The 18,087-nt window shown below is 71.4% G+C and carries 18 protein-coding genes, 1 pseudogene and 1 riboswitch; of the genes and pseudogenes, 13 read left to right on the forward strand and 6 right to left on the reverse strand.

What is annotated here, in order from left to right; translation table 11 throughout:
* Window positions 1-73 precede the first annotated feature (73 nt).
* The gene (locus tag ABZ079_RS12285) at window positions 74-1,297 is read left to right on the forward strand and encodes an ROK family transcriptional regulator (RefSeq protein ID WP_356939334.1); all 1,224 of its coding nucleotides are present in this window, start codon (window positions 74-76) and stop codon (window positions 1,295-1,297) included.
* A gap of 97 nt (window positions 1,298-1,394) precedes the next feature.
* Here the strand turns inward: ABZ079_RS12285 and ABZ079_RS12290 are convergent, their stop codons facing one another.
* On the reverse strand, window positions 1,395-1,817 hold the full coding sequence (locus ABZ079_RS12290; protein WP_356939335.1) for a DUF4440 domain-containing protein: 423 nt from the start codon (window positions 1,815-1,817) through the stop codon (window positions 1,395-1,397).
* Window positions 1,818-1,865: 48 nt separating this feature from the next.
* On the opposite strand from ABZ079_RS12290, the gene ABZ079_RS12295 reads away from it, so the two are divergent.
* Window positions 1,866-2,264: a helix-turn-helix domain-containing protein gene (locus ABZ079_RS12295; RefSeq protein WP_356939336.1), complete on the forward strand. Its 399-nt coding sequence runs from the start codon at window positions 1,866-1,868 to the stop codon at window positions 2,262-2,264.
* Window positions 2,265-2,351: 87 nt separating this feature from the next.
* Here ABZ079_RS12295 and ABZ079_RS12300 read toward each other — a convergent pair whose 3' ends face one another.
* The 3 genes and pseudogenes from ABZ079_RS12300 to ABZ079_RS12310 all read right to left on the reverse strand — a co-directional run.
* Complete coding sequence (locus tag ABZ079_RS12300; RefSeq protein WP_356939337.1) at window positions 2,352-3,098, reverse strand: NAD(P)H-binding protein; 747 nt, start codon at window positions 3,096-3,098, stop codon at window positions 2,352-2,354.
* Between the two features lie 103 nt (window positions 3,099-3,201).
* A complete protein-coding gene (locus ABZ079_RS12305) occupies window positions 3,202-3,420 on the reverse strand; it encodes a hypothetical protein (RefSeq protein ID WP_356939420.1) in 219 nt (72 codons plus the stop codon).
* 238 nt (window positions 3,421-3,658) lie between these two features.
* Window positions 3,659-3,736: pseudogene (locus tag ABZ079_RS12310) on the reverse strand (hypothetical protein); the annotation flags it as partial.
* 589 nt (window positions 3,737-4,325) lie between these two features.
* A riboswitch (FMN riboswitch) is annotated at window positions 4,326-4,456 on the forward strand.
* A 161-nt stretch (window positions 4,457-4,617) separates the two neighbouring features.
* Here ABZ079_RS12310 and ABZ079_RS12315 point away from each other — a divergent pair.
* From ABZ079_RS12315 to ABZ079_RS12355, 9 genes are all read left to right on the forward strand, one after another.
* On the forward strand, window positions 4,618-5,223 hold the full coding sequence (locus tag ABZ079_RS12315; RefSeq protein ID WP_356939338.1) for a riboflavin synthase: 606 nt from the start codon (window positions 4,618-4,620) through the stop codon (window positions 5,221-5,223).
* Window positions 5,220-5,861 (forward strand): nicotinamide mononucleotide transporter family protein, encoded by a 642-nt coding sequence (locus ABZ079_RS12320; protein WP_356939339.1) that lies wholly within the window; start codon window positions 5,220-5,222, stop codon window positions 5,859-5,861. Before ABZ079_RS12315 ends, ABZ079_RS12320 begins: the two co-directional genes overlap by 4 nt.
* Window positions 5,858-7,171 carry a bifunctional 3,4-dihydroxy-2-butanone-4-phosphate synthase/GTP cyclohydrolase II gene (locus tag ABZ079_RS12325; protein WP_356939340.1) on the forward strand — a complete coding sequence of 438 codons (1,314 nt, stop codon included), beginning with the start codon at window positions 5,858-5,860 and terminating at the stop codon, window positions 7,169-7,171. The genes ABZ079_RS12320 and ABZ079_RS12325 overlap by 4 nt, the downstream gene beginning before the upstream one ends.
* 21 nt (window positions 7,172-7,192) lie before the next feature.
* The gene (gene ribH / locus ABZ079_RS12330) at window positions 7,193-7,678 is read left to right on the forward strand and encodes a 6,7-dimethyl-8-ribityllumazine synthase (protein WP_356939341.1); all 486 of its coding nucleotides are present in this window, start codon (window positions 7,193-7,195) and stop codon (window positions 7,676-7,678) included.
* Between the two features lie 33 nt (window positions 7,679-7,711).
* Window positions 7,712-7,984 carry a phosphoribosyl-ATP diphosphatase gene (locus tag ABZ079_RS12335; RefSeq protein WP_356939342.1) on the forward strand — a complete coding sequence of 91 codons (273 nt, stop codon included), beginning with the start codon at window positions 7,712-7,714 and terminating at the stop codon, window positions 7,982-7,984.
* Between the two features lie 48 nt (window positions 7,985-8,032).
* Window positions 8,033-8,881 carry an ATP phosphoribosyltransferase gene (hisG, locus tag ABZ079_RS12340; protein WP_356939343.1) on the forward strand — a complete coding sequence of 283 codons (849 nt, stop codon included), beginning with the start codon at window positions 8,033-8,035 and terminating at the stop codon, window positions 8,879-8,881.
* Window positions 8,882-8,895: 14 nt separating this feature from the next.
* Complete coding sequence (locus ABZ079_RS12345; protein ID WP_356939344.1) at window positions 8,896-9,348, forward strand: PH domain-containing protein; 453 nt, start codon at window positions 8,896-8,898, stop codon at window positions 9,346-9,348.
* A gap of 204 nt (window positions 9,349-9,552) precedes the next feature.
* Complete coding sequence (locus ABZ079_RS12350) at window positions 9,553-10,887, forward strand: hemolysin family protein (protein ID WP_356939345.1); 1,335 nt, start codon at window positions 9,553-9,555, stop codon at window positions 10,885-10,887.
* The gene (locus tag ABZ079_RS12355) at window positions 10,884-11,972 is read left to right on the forward strand and encodes a hemolysin family protein (protein WP_356939346.1); all 1,089 of its coding nucleotides are present in this window, start codon (window positions 10,884-10,886) and stop codon (window positions 11,970-11,972) included. Before ABZ079_RS12350 ends, ABZ079_RS12355 begins: the two co-directional genes overlap by 4 nt.
* Window positions 11,973-12,142: 170 nt before the next feature.
* Here ABZ079_RS12355 and ABZ079_RS12360 read toward each other — a convergent pair whose 3' ends face one another.
* Both ABZ079_RS12360 and ABZ079_RS12365 read right to left on the reverse strand, forming a co-directional pair.
* A complete protein-coding gene (locus ABZ079_RS12360; protein ID WP_356939347.1) occupies window positions 12,143-14,002 on the reverse strand; it encodes an AAA family ATPase in 1,860 nt (619 codons plus the stop codon).
* Between the two features lie 385 nt (window positions 14,003-14,387).
* Window positions 14,388-15,044, reverse strand: coding sequence for a hypothetical protein (locus tag ABZ079_RS12365; RefSeq protein ID WP_356939416.1), 657 nt, complete (start codon window positions 15,042-15,044; stop codon window positions 14,388-14,390).
* 260 nt (window positions 15,045-15,304) lie between these two features.
* On the opposite strand from ABZ079_RS12365, the gene ABZ079_RS12370 reads away from it, so the two are divergent.
* Window positions 15,305-16,261, forward strand: coding sequence for a hypothetical protein (locus ABZ079_RS12370; RefSeq protein ID WP_356939348.1), 957 nt, complete (start codon window positions 15,305-15,307; stop codon window positions 16,259-16,261).
* Between the two features lie 45 nt (window positions 16,262-16,306).
* The gene (locus tag ABZ079_RS12375; protein WP_356939349.1) at window positions 16,307-17,848 is read left to right on the forward strand and encodes an amino acid permease; all 1,542 of its coding nucleotides are present in this window, start codon (window positions 16,307-16,309) and stop codon (window positions 17,846-17,848) included.
* Window positions 17,849-18,087 lie beyond the last annotated feature (239 nt).

Here is an 18,087-nt window from a genome sequence, read left to right on the forward strand (position 1 = left end):
CCGGAGATGCCCTCGAAACCGCCTCCCGGGCCCACAGCCGGTCCGGCCGCAGCGATCTGGGAGGATTCCCGCCATGCCCGCATCACCCAGCACCGCCCGGGCCATCAACGACCGGCTCGCCCTGCGGCTGTTGCAGCAGGAAGGCCCCCTGACGGCAGGGCAGTTGAAGCACCTGACGGGGCTGTCCCGGCCGACGGTCGCCGACCTCGTCGAACGGCTCACGGCCTCCGGACTGATCACGGTGGTCGGCGAATCCGGCGAACAGCGCCGGGGCCCGAACGCCCGGCTGTACGGCATCGTCGCCGACCGCGCCCACCTCGCCGCCCTCGACGTCCGTACCGAAGGCGTCTTCGTGCTGGTCTCCGACCTGGTCGGGCGGGTGCTCGCCGAGGCGTCCGTGCCGATCGGCGGTGACGCCGGGACCGGACCGGCCGTCGAGCAGGCGGTGGCCGCGGTGGAGCGGACGGCGAAGAAGGCCGGGGCGGACCGGCTGCACACCGTCGGCATCGGCGCCCCCGGCCTCATCGACCCGGCCACCGGCGACCTGCGCGACTCCGCCGGGCTGCCCGCCTGGCACCGCAGCCTGGCCGCCGCCCTCCAGGAACGGCTGCCCGGGGCCCGGGTCACCGTGGAGAACGAGACCAACCTGGCCGCCCTGGCCGAACAGCGCGAGGGCGCCGCCCGGGACCGGGACACCTTCGTCCTGCTCTGGCTCGGCCACGGCGTCGGCGCCGCGGTCGTCCTGGACGGCACGCTCCGTCGCGGCGCCTCGGGCGGCACGGGCGAGATCGGCTTCCTGCCTGTTCCGGGAACCGGCTCACTCCCCTCGGCGCGAGACTGCGACGGCGGCTTCCACTCACTGACGGGGGCGGCGGCGGTCGTGTCCCTGGCGGGCGAGTGCGGCCTGCCGGTGCCGGCCGCGACGGACGGGCCGGGGGCGGCCGTGGCGGTGCGGAAGGCGGTGGCGGAGGTGTCGCGGGAGCCGGTTCCGGTCACCACGCCGGCAACGGTTCCCCCCGCCCACCGCTTCCTCCACACCCTGGCCGACCGGGTCGCCGTCGGGGCCGCCTCCGTCGTCGCCGTACTGGACCCCGGGTGTGTGGTGCTCGGCGGTGAGGTCGGCCAGGCCGGCGGAGCGGTGCTCGCCGGGCTCGTGGCGGAGCGGCTGCGCCGGATGTCGCCCCTGCCCACCGAGGTACGGCCGAGCAGCCTCGGCGGGACCGCCGTGCTGCGCGGAGCGCTGCTGACCGCCCGGGAGCGAGCACAGGACCAGGTGTTCGCACCGCCCGAGCGGTAGGGCTGCCCTCGGTGGCCTGGCGCGCCGACGCGGCGGAGCGTCTCCCGGCTCGTACCGGCGACGCGGAGGCCGGCACGGAGATCTGCCGCGTGGCGGCTCAGGCCTGAGCGGTGCCGAACGGGTTGTCGATCAGGTATCGCCACAGCCCGTCCGGGCCACGGCGGGCGACATCGGTGGCCGTCCCCTCCAGGTGCACGCGCTCGCCGTCGGGACGCCGGCCGGCGATGACCCAGTCGACGATGAGCAGGGCAGTGTCACCGCTGACGTAGGTGTGTCGGGGGTTGACCCGGATGGGCAGCCCCAGCGACTGGAACCCGGCGTTGGCGGCGACGAGTTCCGTCCCCGTGACCTGGCCGCCGGGGCGCGGCACGAACACCGCGTCCTCGGCGTAGACCCGGGCGAGAGCCTCGGGACCGCCGGAGTTGAACGCGGTGGCGAAGACATGCGGATGTTGTGCGGCGTCGCAGGTGAGGGCGACAGTGGGGGCATGGTCGAGAGCGGAATTCCTGTGCAGGGTCATGGCACCAGCCAAGCCGGTCGCCGTGTGGCTCACCAAACGGAAAGTCACATGTGGGACGGCGAGTTGGTGCCGACCGCGGCCGGGCGCACCACCCGGCCCGAGCCGGACTGCCCCGTGGAGATCGCCCTGGCCGCGGTCGCCGGCCGTTGGACCACGCTGGTCCTGCGCGAGCTGATGAACGGCCCGCACTCCTTCGGTTCCCTGCGCGAACGGCTCCCGGAGATCAGCCCCAAGGTGCTCACCGAGCGCCTTCGCGCACTGTGCGACCGAGGCCTGATCGCCCAGGAGAGACTGCCCGGCTTCCCGGTCCGCACCCGCTACACGCTCACCCCGTCCGGCCGGGCGCTGCGCCCGCTGCTCGTGGAGCTGTACCGCACCGGCGCCCGGCTGTCCCGGCTGAGCGTGGACCCGCCGACACGCGCCGGCCCCGGGCGCCGTGGCGGTTGAACCCGGTGGGCGGCATGGGTCCTTCACGGCGGGCGTCCGGTGCCGAAGCGACCGGACCCGGCGAGCGGCAGCAGCCGTTCACCGTGCTCAGTTCCGCCCGAACCGCTGTGTCAGGTACTCCTCGAAGGTCACCTTGCCCACCGCCTGGTCCGGTGCCAGGTGCCCGCCCGAGCGGAAGGCGCTGTAGGTCCCGCCGAAGAGCCGCACCTTCGCGACCGGGCGGCGCCGGCCGGTCGCCCGCAGGTAGGCACGGGCCAGCGACTCGAAGGTACGGACCTCGGGACCGCCCATGTCCGGCACCCGCCCGGCGGGCGCCGCGAGCGCCAGCTCCGCCAGGCGGTCGGCCACCTCGGTGACGTCGGCCGGCTGGTCCGCCACCCCGGCCGGAACCAGCATGACCGGCGGTTTGGCCAGGCCCTGGAAGAGCGTGACCAGCAGGTCGTGGAACTGGGTCGCGCGCAGCACGGTCCAGCCGAGCCCCGACTCCTGGATCAGCCGCTCCACGGCGAGCTTGCTCTGGTAATAGCCGAGCGGCACCCGGTCGACGCCGACGATGGAGATGTAGAGGAGGTGGCCCACTCCGGCCCGCCGCGCGGCCGCGATCAGGTGCTGTGCCGCCTTCTCGTCGCCGCCCCGGGGAGTGCTGGCGCAGTGCACGACCGTCTCCACGCCCTCCAAGGCCGCCTCGAGTCCGGGGCCGCCCTCGCGCAGGTCGACGGCGTACGGCTGGGCGTGCCGGCTGAGCACCCGCACCTCGTGCCCGTCCGCCCGCAGCCGCTCCGTGACGAGCCGGCCGAGCGTGCCGGTCCCGCCGGTCACCAGGATCGTGGTCATGCTGTTCTCCGTCCCTCGGGTACCGGGGCGCCCCGGCCGGAGCGCCCTTCGTCAGCTGAGACAGACAGCCGCCCGGAAATGTGACAGCCCCGGCGGCCGTCTTTCACGGGCGTGCGAGCTGCCGTCGTACGAAGTCCAGCTTGTCCGGGTTCACCACGCACCGCATGGGCGCGATCACTCCGTCCGCCAGCTCGAAGGCGGCGACGCCCAGCAGCGTGTCGCCCGCCCATCCGGCCAGTGCGCTCGCCCCGTTCCCCTCCACCACCGTGACGTCCAGGCCCGCCGCGAACCGCCGGGAGCCGCCCACGAGGAAGCGAACCACCTTGTCCGGCCCTCGATCGGCCGCAGGGCCGCCGAGACCTTGCCGCCGCCGTCGCGGCTTCTCCAGACCGGCCAGGTCGCCCCTCCCGGGCGGCCGTGCTGAACGACGTGACCAGCTCCTCCCGGCGCTCCGGCACCGGGTCGAACCGCCCCTCGCGCACGGCCACCCCCGCCACCACCCGGCGGTACAGCTGACGGCAGTCGGCCTCGCTCAGGTCCAGCACGGCCGCGATCTCCCGGTGGCCGTAGCCGAACGCCTCGCGCGGCACGTACACCGCCCGTTCGGTCGGCGTCAGCCGCTCCAGCAGGACCAGCATCGCCAGGGAGACCTGGTCCCGCCGCTCGGCCGACTCCAGGGGTCCCAGCGTGCCGTCGGAGGTGACCACCGGCTCCGGCAGCCAGGTCCCGACGTACTCCCCGCGCCGCGGCCGCGCCGAGGTCAGCCGGTTCGGTGACGGTCTTGGCGAGCCCGGCGCCCAGGTGCTCGATGTCCGCGCGATCGGCGCCGTTGAACCGCAGACGCGTCCTGTACGGCGTCCTCCGCCTCCTGCGCGGAGCCGAGCAGGCGACAAGCCAGGCAGCCGGAACGGTGGGTCTAAAACTCCTCGGCGGATGGCGGCAGCGTCATGCGCTCACCCTGCCAGAGGGCAAGCCGGTGACGTTCCGAGCCCTGGCGGCCCGGCGGCGGGCAAGGGCCGTCGTCACCGCCGCCGGGCCCGCCCGCACCCTAAGAGGACTAGACCAGATGGTCAATAGGTCCAGACCAAGCCCACCGCTCACCCGGCACGCGGCAGTTGACGGAAGCGGCTTCAGGCGCAAGTCCAGCGATACACACTGTGAGCGAACCCACACTCTTCACCTGTCTGGGTGAGCGCGGGGCGTGGCACACTGGCCCTGTACCAGAAGCAGCGCACTCCGGGGTCGGTGAAAGTCCGAACCGGCGGTTATAGTCCGCGACCCGGTCGCTTCCAGCGGCCGGTTGACCAGGTGGAATTCCTGGACCGACGGTTAAAGTCCGGATGGGAGGCAGTGCGCGGCGGGCGGGCATGCGTTCCGTGTGCGCGCCGCCGTCTCTGGACTCGTCCGGGTACGGACGCGTCCTTTTTCGGCGACGCTCCCGGTGTGCGCCCATCCGTAGATTCTGTCGTCATCGACAGGCCCCGGAGTCCGTGCCCGAAGAGGCAGGAGGACCCGGGAAGTGTTCACCGGAATCGTCGAAGAGCTGGGTGAGGTCACCGCCGTCGAGAACCTCGGCGACGCCTCCCGCTTCCGGCTCCGCGGCCCCGTCGTGACCGAGGGCGCGCAGCACGGCGACTCCATCGCCGTGAACGGGGTCTGTCTCACCGTGGTCGACCACGAGGGCGACGAGTTCACCGCCGACGTCATGGCCGAGACGCTGAACCGCTCCAGTCTGGGCGCGCTCGCCGTCGGCTCCCGCGTCAACCTGGAGCGCCCCACCGCCGTGGGGGCACGCCTCGGCGGGCACATCGTGCAGGGCCACGTCGACGGCACGGGGCAGGTCCTGGAGCGCAAGCCGTCGGAGAACTGGGAGATCGTCAGGATCTCGCTCCCCGCGGACCTCGCCCGCTACGTCGTGGAGAAGGGCTCCATCACGGTCGACGGCATCAGCCTCACCGTCGTCGAGGCCGGTCCGGACTACTTCACCGTCAGCCTCATCCCGACCACCCTCGCCCTGACCACGCTCGGCCACAAGCAGCCCGGCGACCCGGTCAACCTCGAGGTCGACGTCATCGCCAAGTACGTGGAGCGGCTGCTCGCGGCCGGTCAGGGGGCCGGCCGGTGAACTGGATGAACTCCGAGGCGTTCACCCTCTTCGGCCAGCACATCATCTGGTCGGACATGGTCGGCAACATCCTCGGCCTGATCACCCTCGCCCTCGGCTGGCGCCGCTCCCTGCTGACCTGGCCCGTGCAGTTCCTGTCGGGCCTCGTCCTCTTCGCCGCCTTCTACGGCCACCTGACCGGAAGCGCCGGCAAGCAGGCCGTCGTCATGGCCGTCGCGCTGTACGGCTGGTGGCAGTGGCAGCGCAACAAGGACCGGTCCGCGGACGGCCACATCGCCCCCCGCTTCGCCACCTGGCGCGAGCGCGCGGCGATGCTCGGCGCGGCCGCCGCGGGCACGGTCGCGGTGGCCCTGCTCTTCAAGGCCTACCCGAACCTCTCCTGGGACCCCTGGCCCGACGCGTACATCTTCGTCGGCACCATCGTCGCCATGTACGCCCAGGCCAAGGGCATGGTCGAGTTCTGGTTCGCCTGGCTGCTCGTCGACCTCGTCGGCGTGCCCCTCAACTTCGCCAACGGCTACGCCTTCTCCGGTTTCGTCTACGTCATCTACGGCGCACTCGTCCTGTGGGGCATGCGCGACTGGTGGCTGCGCTCCCGCAGGGGCACGCGGCCCGTTCTGGAAGGAGCGCCGGCATGACCTCGGCACCGCCGCTGTACGACACGGACACCATCGAGAGCTTCGGGCTCGACCCCGTCGAGCAGGCCATAGCCGACATCGCGGCCGGCCGCCCCATCGTGGTCGTCGACGACGAGGACCGGGAGAACGAGGGCGACCTCGTCGTCGCCGCCGAGAAGGCGACCCCCGAGATCGTCGCGTTCATGATGAGTGAGTGCCGGGGCCTGATCTGCGCCCCCATGGAGGGCGAGGAGCTGGACCGGCTCCAGCTGCCCCAGATGGTCGAGGACAACACCGAGTCGATGAAGACCGCGTTCACCGTCTCCGTGGACGCCTCGGCCGCTCACGGCGTGAGCACCGGCATCTCGGCCGCCGACCGCGCGACGACCCTTCAGCTCCTCGCGAGCGGCGCGGCGGAGCCGACGGACCTCGTCCGTCCCGGCCACGTCTTCCCACTGCGTGCCAGGCCCGGCGGGGTACTCGTCCGCAACGGCCACACCGAGGCCGCCGTCGACCTCGCCCGGCTCGCGGGCCTCCGCCCGGCCGGCGCCATCGTGGAGATCGCCGGCGAGGACGGCCGGATGCTCCGGCTGCCCGAGTTGATCCCGTTCGCCCGCAAGCACGGCCTGACGATCATCTCCATCGAGGACCTGATCGCCTACCGCCGCAGCAGCGAGCCCACCGTCCGCCGCGAGGCCGAGACCCGCCTGCCCACCCGGCACGGCACCTTCACCGCCTACGGCTACCGGTCCACCGTCGACGGCGTCGAGCACGTCGCCCTCGTCCACGGCGATATCGGCGACGGCACGGACGTCCTGGTCCGCGTCCACTCCGAATGCCTCACCGGCGATGTCTTCGGCTCCCTGCGCTGCGACTGCGGCCCCCAGCTCGACACCGCGCTCGAACGCATCCAGAGCGAGGGCCGGGGCATCGTCGTCTACCTGCGCGGACACGAGGGACGCGGCATCGGCCTGCTGTCCAAGCTGCGTGCCTACGAGCTTCAGGAGCAGGGTCACGACACGCTCGACGCCAACCTGGAACTGGGCCTGCCCGCCGACGCCCGCGACTACGGCGCGGGTGCCCAGATCCTCGCCGACCTCGGCGTCCGCAGCGTCCGGCTCATGACCAACAATCCCGAAAAGACCGACGCGCTGCTGCGTCACAGCCTGCAGATCACCGGCCGCGTGCCGATGCCGATCCAGGCCGGCGAGCACAACCTCCGGTACCTGCGCACCAAGCGGGACCGGATGGGGCACGACCTGCCCTGGCTGGACACGCCGGCCGCGGCAGCCTCCGCGGCCGCGTCCGCGACCACCTGCGGCAACCAGTAAGCGAAAGCACTTAGGAGAGACGTGAGCGGCAAGGGTGCACCGGAGCTGTCCGTACGCAACGTGAGCGACCTCAGGGTCGCCGTCATCGCGGCACAGTGGCACGAGAAGGTGATGGACGGTCTGGTGAACGGCGCCCTGCGCGCCCTGCACGAACTGGGGATCGACGAGCCGACCCTGCTCAGGGTCCCCGGCAGCTTCGAGCTGCCGGTCGCGGCCAAGGTCCTCGCGGGCCGCGGCTACGACGCGGTGGTCGCCCTCGGCGTCGTCATCCGGGGTGGCACCCCCCACTTCGACTACGTGTGCCAGGGCGTCACCCAGGGCCTCACCCAGGTCTCCGTCGAGACCGGCGTCCCCGTCGGCTTCGGCGTGCTCACCTGCGACACCGAGGAGCAGGCCCTGGACCGGGCCGGCATCGAGGGCTCCAGCGAGGACAAGGGGCACGAGGCGGTGACGGCCGCGGTGGCGACGGCTGCCACACTCCGCTCAGTATCTGAACCCTGGCACTGAGGTACCGCCCGAACCGCGTAGGGTGGGACCACCATGCCCAAGAAGACGTTCGAGCAGCTGTTCACCGAGCTGCAGCACAAGGCCGCCCACGGCGATCCCGCCACCTCCCGCACCGCAGAGCTGGTCGGCAAGGGTGTCCATGCCATCGGCAAGAAGGTCGTCGAAGAGGCCGCCGAGGTCTGGATGGCCGCCGAGTACGAGGGCAGGGAAGCGGCCGCCGAGGAGATCTCGCAGCTGCTCTACCACGTCCAGGTGATGATGGTCGCCCGCGGGATCTCCCTGGACGACGTCTACGCCCACCTGTAAACCCCACCAGCTCAGATTCACCCTCTCAACGCGAAGGAAGCCGACCTCATGCTGCGCATCGCCGTCCCCAACAAGGGTTCCCTGTCCGGCCCTGCGGCGGAGATGCTGCATGAGGCCGGCTACCAGCAGCGCCGAGACTCCAAGGAGCTGCGGATCGTCGACCCGGAGAACGAGGTCGAGTTCTTCTACCTCCGCCCCCGCGACATCGCGATCTACGTCTCCTCCGGCCGCCTCGACATCGGCCTCACCGGCCGGGACCTGCTGATCGACTCCGGCGCCGACGCCGAGGAGATCCTGCCGCTGGGCTTCGCCCGCTCCACGTTCCGCTTCGCCGCCAAGCCGGGCACCGCGAACGGCGTCGAGGACCTGAAGGGCAAGACGGTCGCCACCTCCTACGAGGGGATCGTCGCCGGGCACCTCGCCGACAGTGGCATCGACGCCTCCGTCGTCCACCTGGACGGCGCCGTGGAGACCGCGATCGAGCTGGGCGTCGCCGAGGTCATCGCGGACGTCGTCGAGACCGGCACCAGCCTGCGCAACGCGGGCCTGGAGGTCTTCGGCGAGCCGATCATGAAGTCCGAGGCGATCGTCGTCCGCCGCACCGGCGCCGACGCCGAGGAGCCGAAGGTCCAGCAGTTCCTGCGCCGTCTCCAGGGCGTCCTGGTCGCGCGGACGTACGTGATGATGGACTACGACTGCCGCGTCGAGCAGCTGGAGAAGGCCGTCGCCCTCACCCCCGGCCTGGAGTCGCCGACCGTCTCCCCGCTGCACAACGAGGGCTGGGTCGCGGTCCGCGCCATGGTCCCCGCCAAGGAGGCGCAGCGGATCATGGACGACCTCTACGCCATCGGCGCCCGCGCCATCCTGACCACGGCCATCCACGCCTGCCGCCTCTAAGGGTACGTACCGAGATGTCCGACGCTCTCCCCCTTCCCGTCACCTTCCGGCCGGGCCGCACCCGGGCCATCCTGCTCACCGCCGGTGTCGTGATTTTCCTGGTGATCTCCGGGATCGCGATGCTGCTGGAGCTCGGCCCGGGGGAGCGGCTCAGCTTCGTCATCACCGGGGCGCTCATCTTCTGGGCGCTGGCCCAGCTGGCCCGGGTGAAGGTCGTCGCCGACGAGTCCGGCGTCACCGTCGTCAACATCGCCAGCAAGAGGCGTCTGGACTGGGCGGAGATCGTCCAGGTCAACCTTCGTCCGGGCGATCCCTGGGTGTTCCTCAACCTCAGCGACGGCACCAGCCTGCCCGCCCTCGGCATCCAGCCGGGCATCGCCAAGCAGCGCGCCATCGCCGACGCGCAGGCCCTGCGGGCGCTCGCCGACGCCCGCGCGACCGCCCGCCAGGCGCAAGATCAGGGGTGAGTCGGGGGGCGCCCACCCTGCCCGTGCGGGCCGTGTCTTGATTAATCTGGAGGCGGAGGCCTTTTCGCTGCGCCTCCGCCCCTGAGCGCCGCCCGGTGCACAGGGGTTCCTGCTACCCGAGGAGTGACTCCCTCCAGCGATGGACGGATCGTCCTGTAGTACCCGCGCCGCCCCGACCCGACATAACGGGGAGGCGGTGGCATCGTGACCACCCCCCTGCTGCTCCTCGGAGCGGCGTTCCTGCTCATCCTGGCCAACGGCTTCTTCGTGGCGGCCGAGTTCGGCCTGGTGACGGTCGAGCGCCCGGACGCCGAGAGGGCCGCGGCCGACGGCGACAAACGCGCCCGTACGGTCGTGGAGTCGCTGAAGGAGCTGTCCTTCCAGCTCTCCGGCACCCAGCTCGGCATCACCATCACCTCCCTGGTCGTCGGCATGCTCGCCGAACCGGCCCTGGCCGAGCTGCTGCACGGCCCGTTCGCCGCGCTCGGCATCCCCGAGGGCGCCGTCTCCGGTGTCGCCGTGGTCGTCGGCATGCTGCTGGCTTCCGCGATCCAGATGGTGATCGGCGAACTCGTGCCCAAGAACTGGGCGGTGTCCAAGCCCCTTCAGGTCGCGCGGTTCGTGGCCGGCCCGCAGCACCACTTCTCCCGCCTGTTCCGGCCGGTGATCGCCGCGCTCAACACGGTCGCCAACCGGCTGGTCCGCGCGCTCGGCGTCGAACCCGCCGACGAGCTGGCCTCCGCCCGTACCCCCGGCGAACTGGTCTCTCTGGCCCGGCACTCCGCGCGGGCCGGCGCTCTGGAACAGGACACGGCCGACCTCTTCGTCCGCACCCTGTCCCTGGGCGAGCTGACCGCGCAGCACGTCATGACCCCTCGTGTGAAGGTCAGCGCCCTGCAGGCCTCGGCCACCGCCGAGGACGTCGTCAACCTCACCCGGGCCACCGGCCTGTCCCGCTTCCCCGTCTACCGGGAGAAGATCGACGAGATCGTCGGGATGGCCCACCTCAAGGACGCGCTGGCGATCCCCGTGCACGACCGGCTGCGCACCCCCGTCGGCCGTATCGCCCACAAGGCACTCCTCGTCCCCGAGACCCTGCCCGTCCAGCCGCTCCTCGCCCGGCTGCGCAGCGAGCAGCCCATCGCGGTCGTCGTGGACGAGTACGGCGGCACGGCCGGCGTGGTCACCCTGGAGGACATCGTCGAGGAACTCGTCGGCGAGGTCCGCGACGAGCACGACGCCAAGGACATGCCCGAGCTGGCCGCCGCCCCGCCCGAGGACGGCAAGCCGGCCTGGGACGTCGACGGCAGCTGCCGTGTCGACATCCTGCAGCGCATAGGCCTCGTCGTGCCGGAGGGGCCGTACGAGACCGTCGCCGGCCTGGTCGCCGACCTGCTCGGCCGCATCCCGGCCCCCGGCGACCGGGCCGAGCTGCCCGGCTGGCGGCTCTCGGTCCGACAGGTCGGCCACTACCGCGCCGAACGGGTCCGTCTGGTCAGGACGGCCCCGGTGACGAACGTCATGGAGGCGGCCCGATGAGCGTCCTCCAACTGGTCTTCGCCATGCTGCTCGTGCTCGCCAACGGCTTTTTCGTCGGCGCCGAGTTCGCGCTCGTCTCCGTCCGCCGCAGCCAGATCGAACCCCTTGGCACGGCCCGGGCACGCCAGGTGCTGTACGGCCTCGAACGCCTGCCCCAGATGATGGCCGCGGCGCAGTTCGGCATCACCGTCTGCTCCCTGACGCTCGGCGCGGTCGCCGAACCGACGGTGGCGCACCTGCTGGAGCCGGTGTTCGAGGCGATCCACCTCCCGCACGGCATGATCCACCCCCTCGGCTACGTCATCGCCCTGGCCGCCGTGGTCTTCTTCCACCTGGTCATCGGTGAGATGGTCCCGAAGAACCTGGCCATGGCGGCGCCCGAGAAGGCGGCACTCTGGCTCAGCCCGGGCCTGGTCTACTTCGCCCGCCTGTGCAAGCCGATCACCGTGTCCCTCGGCGCCTGCGCCCAGGGCATCCTGCGGCTCTTCCGCGTCGAGCCGAGAGACGAGGTCGAGGCCGTCGTCACGAGCGAGCAGCTGAACCGCCTGCTGGAGGACTCGGGCCAGGCGGGCCTCCTCGACCCCGAGGAGCAGGAGCGGCTGGAGGACGCCCTGGAGCTGGGTTCCCGTCCGGTGACGGACGTCCTGCTGCGCCGGGAGTCACTGGTGACGGTGACCCCGTCGGTCACGCCGGGCGAGATCGTGGATCTGACCGCCCGCACGGGCTACTCCCGCTTCCCGGTCGCGGCGACGGAGAAGGGGCCCTTCATGGGGTACGTCCATGTGAAGGACGTCCTCGATCTGGAGGACTCCGACCGCGCCGTCCCGCAGCACGTCTGGCGCCCGATGACGACCCTGCGCTCCGAGCTGCCGCTCGACGACGCCCTGACGGTGATGCGCCGAGCGGCCACGCATCTGGCCCAGGTGGCGGACGCGACCGGCAGGGTGCTGGGCCTGGTCGCCCTGGAGGACGTCCTGGAGCTGCTGGTGGGGGAGGTACGGGATCCGGCGCACCGGAAGACGGCGGACGTGAAGCTGACGGAGCCGAGGGCGAGTGGGGAGCCGGAGGAGGCGCTGGCCTCGTAGACCGTCGTCGCCTGCGGGTGCGTGGGGGCCGGTCACGCGGTCCCCCGTGCCCCTTCGGGGCGCTCGCGGTCACCCTGGCAGTCGTGCCGCCGGGGCGGCGCCCGTCTCGTGGAAAGGCGGCCCGCCGGTGCGGACAGGCGAGCCCCCCGCCCGGCGACGGCATCGGGCACCTAAAGAGAAGACGGATCCTGCGGCCCCCGCCCCGACAGCACCTCGCCATACGCCTGCATCAGGTCCGGCAACCGCAGCGTCGCCAGATCCGCCCGTGACAGCGACCCGGCGTACGTCGACAACCGCAGATCCCGGTACGCACAGCTCTTCTCGTACAGCGTCCGGAGGAACCGCCCGTTCCCCAACTCGTCGATCCACCCCTGATCGACCACATGCCCGGCGATCGACCGCAGCTCCTCCAGCGCCTCCTCGTCCCACCCGTCCCCGTTCTCCGAAGCCAGCACCTTCCCGATCTCGGTGAGTTCCTGCGGTCGGTAGGAGGGGAAGTCGACACGGGTCGTGAAGCGGGAGGACAGCCCGGGATTCGCCGCCAGCAACCGGTCCATGCCCTCCGGATAGCCGGCCAGGATGACCACCAGGTGGTCCCGGTTGTCCTCGGCCCGCTTGAGCAGCACCTGCAGCGCCTCGTCGCCGTACGCGTCCCCCTTGCCGTACCCGGAGTTGGACAGCGAGTACGCCTCGTCCACGAACAGCACCCCGCCGATCGCGGAGTCGATCAGCTCGTTGGCCTTCACGGCCGTCTGCCCCAGGTACTCGCCGACCAGATCGGCCCGCTGGGCCTCCACCAGGTGATCCCCGCCGAGCAGGCCGAGCGCGTAGAACACCCGTCCGAGAATCCGCGCGACCGTGGTCTTCCCGGTCCCGGACGGCCCGGAGAAGACGAAGTGCCGTTTCGGAGGCTGCACCGGCAGCCCCTGCCCGGTCCGCAGCCGGGCCATGTTCAACTGCGCGGACAACGCCTTGACCTGGCGCTTGACCGGCTCCAGCCCCACCATGCGCTCCAGCTCGGTGAGCGCCTCCTCGAGCAGGTCCGGATCGGTCGGCCCGGCGGGAATCGGGGACGACACCACCCCCGTCTTCACACGCACCGCCGGATCGCCCACCGACGGCAGGGGGCCCGTCGGCAGATCCGGTTCCGGCAGCCGCAGATCCCGGCCCTCCGTGCCGAAGAGCGGATCGAACCCGTCCGGCCCGTCCATGGTGTCCTGCCCGGCACCGGTCAGCGAGATCGCGGCGAGGTCGGCCGCGTCGTACCCGTCGCCCTCGGCGATCGCGGCGAGCCGCGCCGAGGTGTCCATGAAGGCCGGGTCGACCCGGTGCACCGCCCGGTACAGGGGGAGCGCGGCGGCCGAGCGGCCCGTGCCCTCGTGGGCGCGCGCCAGCCAGTACCGCAGCTCCTTGCGCTGCGGCTGCTCGCTGCGGCAACGCATCAGCGCCGTGGACAGGAGGGGTTCGGCCTGCCCGTACATCTCCAGCCGCACCCGGGCCATGCCGCCGAACAGGCCCGCCTCGATGCCGAGCAGGGGATCGTCCAGCAGCGGATCGGTGTGCCGGACGAGCTGGTCCCAGTCCTTGACCAGGTAGGAGCGGCAGGCGTGCAGGAAGCGAACCTGCGGATCGGTGTCGACCGGGGGCAGCCCGGCGAGGGCCCGGTCCAGCTCGGGCACATGCCGTCCGTCCAGCCAGTGCGAGGCGTGCGCCAGCAGCAGATCGCGCGGGCTCTCCAGCACCGGCTGCACCCACCAGCCGAGCCAGTACCAGGAGTTGAGGGCCCTGCGGTGCCGGCCGCGCTGTTCACCGAAGCGCTCACGGTGCCGGAACATCCGGAGCAGCGCGGTCGTCGTGTCGACCCGCAGCGCGTGCAGCCCGAGCCAGGCGTCCGCCATCCCCGGGTCCATCCGCACCGCGGTGCGGAACTCCTCCTCGGCCTGCGGGTAGGCGCCCATCGTGTAGGCGTCCACACCTCGCAGCCAGGCGAGGTCGGCCGGGGCCTCGCGGCCCTGCGTGCCGAAGTCCATCCCGTCCCCCCACAGACCGTGCCCCCGTGGTTCACCACCGGGCAGTCGCCCGACGGCCGCCGCGGTCGAACCGCTGTGCCGCGGACCGGAGTTGCAGGTGCGCGAGGCAGCCGCTCGAGGTCGCACCGAGGGCATCGTACCCGCGGGCCGACCACGTGCCGAAGGGCGCGCACAGGCCGTTTGACGAGGTGGAAGCAGATGGGGCGCACGCCATTTCGTGACCGAGGGTGATCGCACCGGTGCGCCGGGCGCCCGGCCGCGGGCAGAACGAAGCCCCCGGTCACGGGGGAACAACCGGGGGCTTCGCGTACGCGGGCGGCTCCTGGCGGCCGCACATTCAGAACGTAAGTCCTGTACGGGACCCAGGTCAAGCACAGTTGAGGCACTACGGACAAGTTGGCCCGCCAGGCTCTTCCCCACCCCACCACATTGGCGACGGCCCCTCACTCTCAGTAGCGCTGTGGTCGGGTTCGGGAGGTGCCGCCGGCCCCGGCAGCACCTCATATCCCTCAGGTTTCTGAAGCACCAGCAGCTCGGCATGGGGGCGCGAAGGATCGGCGTCGAAGTGCGCACGCTCCGCGTGGACCCAGTCGTCCCAGAACTCCTGTTGCCCCGCCCCGTCCCGCGATCGGCCGCGCCGCCAGGCCTCCTCCGCCGGCAACTCCATCCACAGCAGTCCCGCCAGGTACGGCCGCAGCGCACGACGGCCGGCACCGACGCCCTCGATCAGCACCACGGGCGCGGTTGGCAGCGGGCGGGGCGCGCCGAACGCGCGCGTGCGCCAGTCGTAGGGGGTGTAGCGCGCGCTCTCGCCGCGGGCCAGGGGCTCGATCACCTGGGTCATGAGCCGGTCGGTCCATGCGAAGAGCTGCCCGTGGCTGGCGATGTCGTCGAGGTGGAGCACCGGCGCCCCGTCCAGCGCGGCGGCCAGCCGCGCGGCGAAGGTGGACTTTCCGGAGCCGGCGTGCCCGTCGACGCCGATCAGCCGGACCGGCCCCACGGAGGGCGGGAGCCGGCGCAGCCGGGCGGCGAGGTCGTGAATGGCGATTCCCAGATGTGGTGCGATGTGGGGGTGTTTTCCGGCAGCAGTCTAGTAGGGGCCCATAGTCTCCGGGCCACCCGCGCCATCTGGACGGAAGACGTCACGATTTGAACCATCGGCTGGCAGCCAGTCAATCGCACTGATAAACAATCCGAATCCCCTGACCGATATGTCGAATTCGGCGTTTCGGGTGTGCCCGTCACTGAGTAAGGTGCCTCCTGCGCAACTGTGATGCGTCGAACGGGGACGGGCGGGTGGACATGGCCGCGGAGTTATTCGAAGGGCACTATGTATGGCATCCGGCGGCCGACGACCGTGTCCTAGCAAGCGTTTGCGTCGATGTGCGCGCCGGACGTTATCGACACGCGTACGAGGTGCTCGCCGAGACGCGTTCCGACTTCGCGCTGCGCGCCCACCGCTCGCTGGTGCTCGCCTCCGAGGCGGCCGGCACCGATCTGGTGGAGCGCTGGCTGGCCGAGGAGCCGACGCCCGAGGCGGCGCTGATGTGGGCACGGGTCGCGGTGCAGCGCGCGCTGCGGGCCGCCGACGCGCGGGACGAGCGCGCCGAGCCGCTGGAGCGGATAGCGCTGACCGCCTGCGACCGCGCCGCCGCCCTGGCCCCCGGCGACCCCACCCCCTGGGTCGCCAAGCTGTCCATGGCCCGGCTGCACCGGCTGCGCGACCCGGCCCCGCAGGGGTTGCTCACCGCCCCGCCGGGACCCTGGCGGCTGTTCGCGCACATCCTGTCCCTGGACCCGTGGCACCGCGAAGCCCATCACCGCTTCCTCTCCTGCTTCTTCACCCGCTACGGCGGCTCGGTCAACGCCGCCTGGGACGTGGCCGCCTTCCTCAGCCAGCGGGCGCCCTCCGACTCCGCCCTCCGGCTGCTGCCCCTGGTGGCCCTGGTGGAGAGCTACAACCCGACCCAGTTGCTCGCCGACCGGGTCTGGGAACAGCCCCAGTGGCGCTCCACCGCGCTGGCGATCTACCACAACTGGCTGCCCGCGGTGGCCGGTTACCGTTTCACCCCGGTGCTCGACCTGGCCTACCTCGCGCACGCGCTGGTCATGGCCCAGCGGGAGTTCGAGGCCCGGGCGGTCTTCACGGCGATGGGCCCGTATGCCTCGCGCATGCCCTGGAGTGCCTTCGGCGACCCCGTCGAACAGCTCTCCCGGGCCCGGCGCGCCTGCGGGCTGCCCGTCCCGGGACCCGTCTGACCCTCGCTCGTCCCCCCATTCCCCCATCGAGAGAAAGGCCGATCTGTGTCGGAACGGACATCGGCGCCACGCGCGAAGGGTCGCGCGGGCGAAGACGCGGTCGTGCTCGACGACGACGCGACCCTGCACGCGATGGGTTATCCGCGAAAACTCACCCGGCGCTTCAAGGCGTTCGACAACTTCGCGATCTCCTTCACCATCATCAATATTCTCTCGGGTATTTTCTCGTCCTTCGGGTTCGGTATGAATGCGGGTGGCCCCCGTATTCTCGTATTCGGCTGGATCGGCGTCTCCGTCATGGTGCTGCTCATCGGCGCGGCCATGGCGGAAGTCGCCTCGGCCTATCCGACGAGCGGTGCCCTGTATTTCTCCGCCGGTAAACTGGCGAAGCGGCACAAGGGCGCCTGGTCCTGGTTCACGGGCTGGCTGAACTTCGTGGGCCAGATCGGCGGCACCGCCGCCACCGGCTACGCGGCCGCCTCCTTCATCCAGGCGTTCGTGCAGCTGCAGTGGCCCTCCTACCAGCCGACCGCGCACCAGACGGTGTTGATCACGGCACTGATCATCGTGCTGCAGGGTCTCGCCAACACCTACACCGTCCAGCTCGTCGCCATACTGAACCGCATTTCCGTGTGGTGGCTGCTGATCGGACTCGTCGTGATCGTGGGCGCACTCATAGTGATGCCCGATCATCATCAGCCGGCGTCCTTCGTCACGCATTTCGAGAACAACACCGGCTTCACGAACGGCCTTTACGGCGGCATGCTCGGCCTGCTCGTCACCAGCTGGACCTTCACCGGGTTCGACGGCAGCTTCCACATGTCCGAGGAAACGGTCGGCGCGACGGTCAACGCCCCGAAGGGGATCACCCGCGCCATCGGCTATTCGGCGATCACCGGTCTGATCCTGATGCTGGCACTGGTCTACAGCATTAACGACTACGCCAAGGTGGCCGGAGCGGGTACGCCCCCCGTCCAGATTCTCATCGACGGCCTCGGTCTCGGCACCGCCAAGGTCATGCTCCTCATCGTCATCGGCGCGATGCTCTTCTGCGGTCTGGCCAACCTCACCAGCAACACCCGGCAGATCTTCGCCTTCTCCCGGGACGGTGCCATGCCCGGCTCCCGCTGGTGGCACACGGTCTCGCTGCGCACCCGCACCCCCGTGAAGGCGGTATGGCTCGCGGTGGGCTGCTCGCTGGCCCTCGTGGTGCCCGGCTGGTGGTCGCACACGGCCTTCACGGCCATCGTCAGCGTCAACGTGGTGGGGCTCTTCCTCGCCTACGCCGTGCCGATCTTCCTGCGACTCCGGCTCGGTGACGCGTTCCAGCCCGGGCCCTGGCAGCTGGGCCGCTGGGGCCGGCCGATCGGCTGGCTCGCGGTGATCTGGATCCTGCTCAGCAGCGTCCTGTTCATGCTGCCGCAGGCCTCGCCGATCACCGTCGACTCCTTCAACTATGCGCCGATCGCCCTCGCCGTCGTCCTGCTCGTGGCCACGGTGTGGTGGTTCGCCACCGCCCGCCGCCGCTTCCAGGGCCCGGTCAGCTACGGCCGTCCCGACGAGGTCGCCGCGATGGACCTGATCTGACCCGACCGGCCACTCGGGCCGGTCCCGGACCCTCCGGTTCCGGCCGCCCGGACCCCCCGGTACGACTCCCAGGACCCTCCGGCCCGATTCCCCGGACCGCCCGGTCGATTCCCCGGACCGCCTGGTCCGACCCGCGCGGCCACCTGGCCCCGGCGCACGGCACCCTCGCCCGCGCCGGGGCCTTCGCGCACCCCGGGGAAACCCCTTTCAGTGGCCGAGACCAATATTCATGGCGCGGC

The organism is Streptomyces sp. NPDC006314 (assembly GCF_040613075.1).
Taxonomy (GTDB): Bacteria; Actinomycetota; Actinomycetes; order Streptomycetales; family Streptomycetaceae; genus Streptomyces.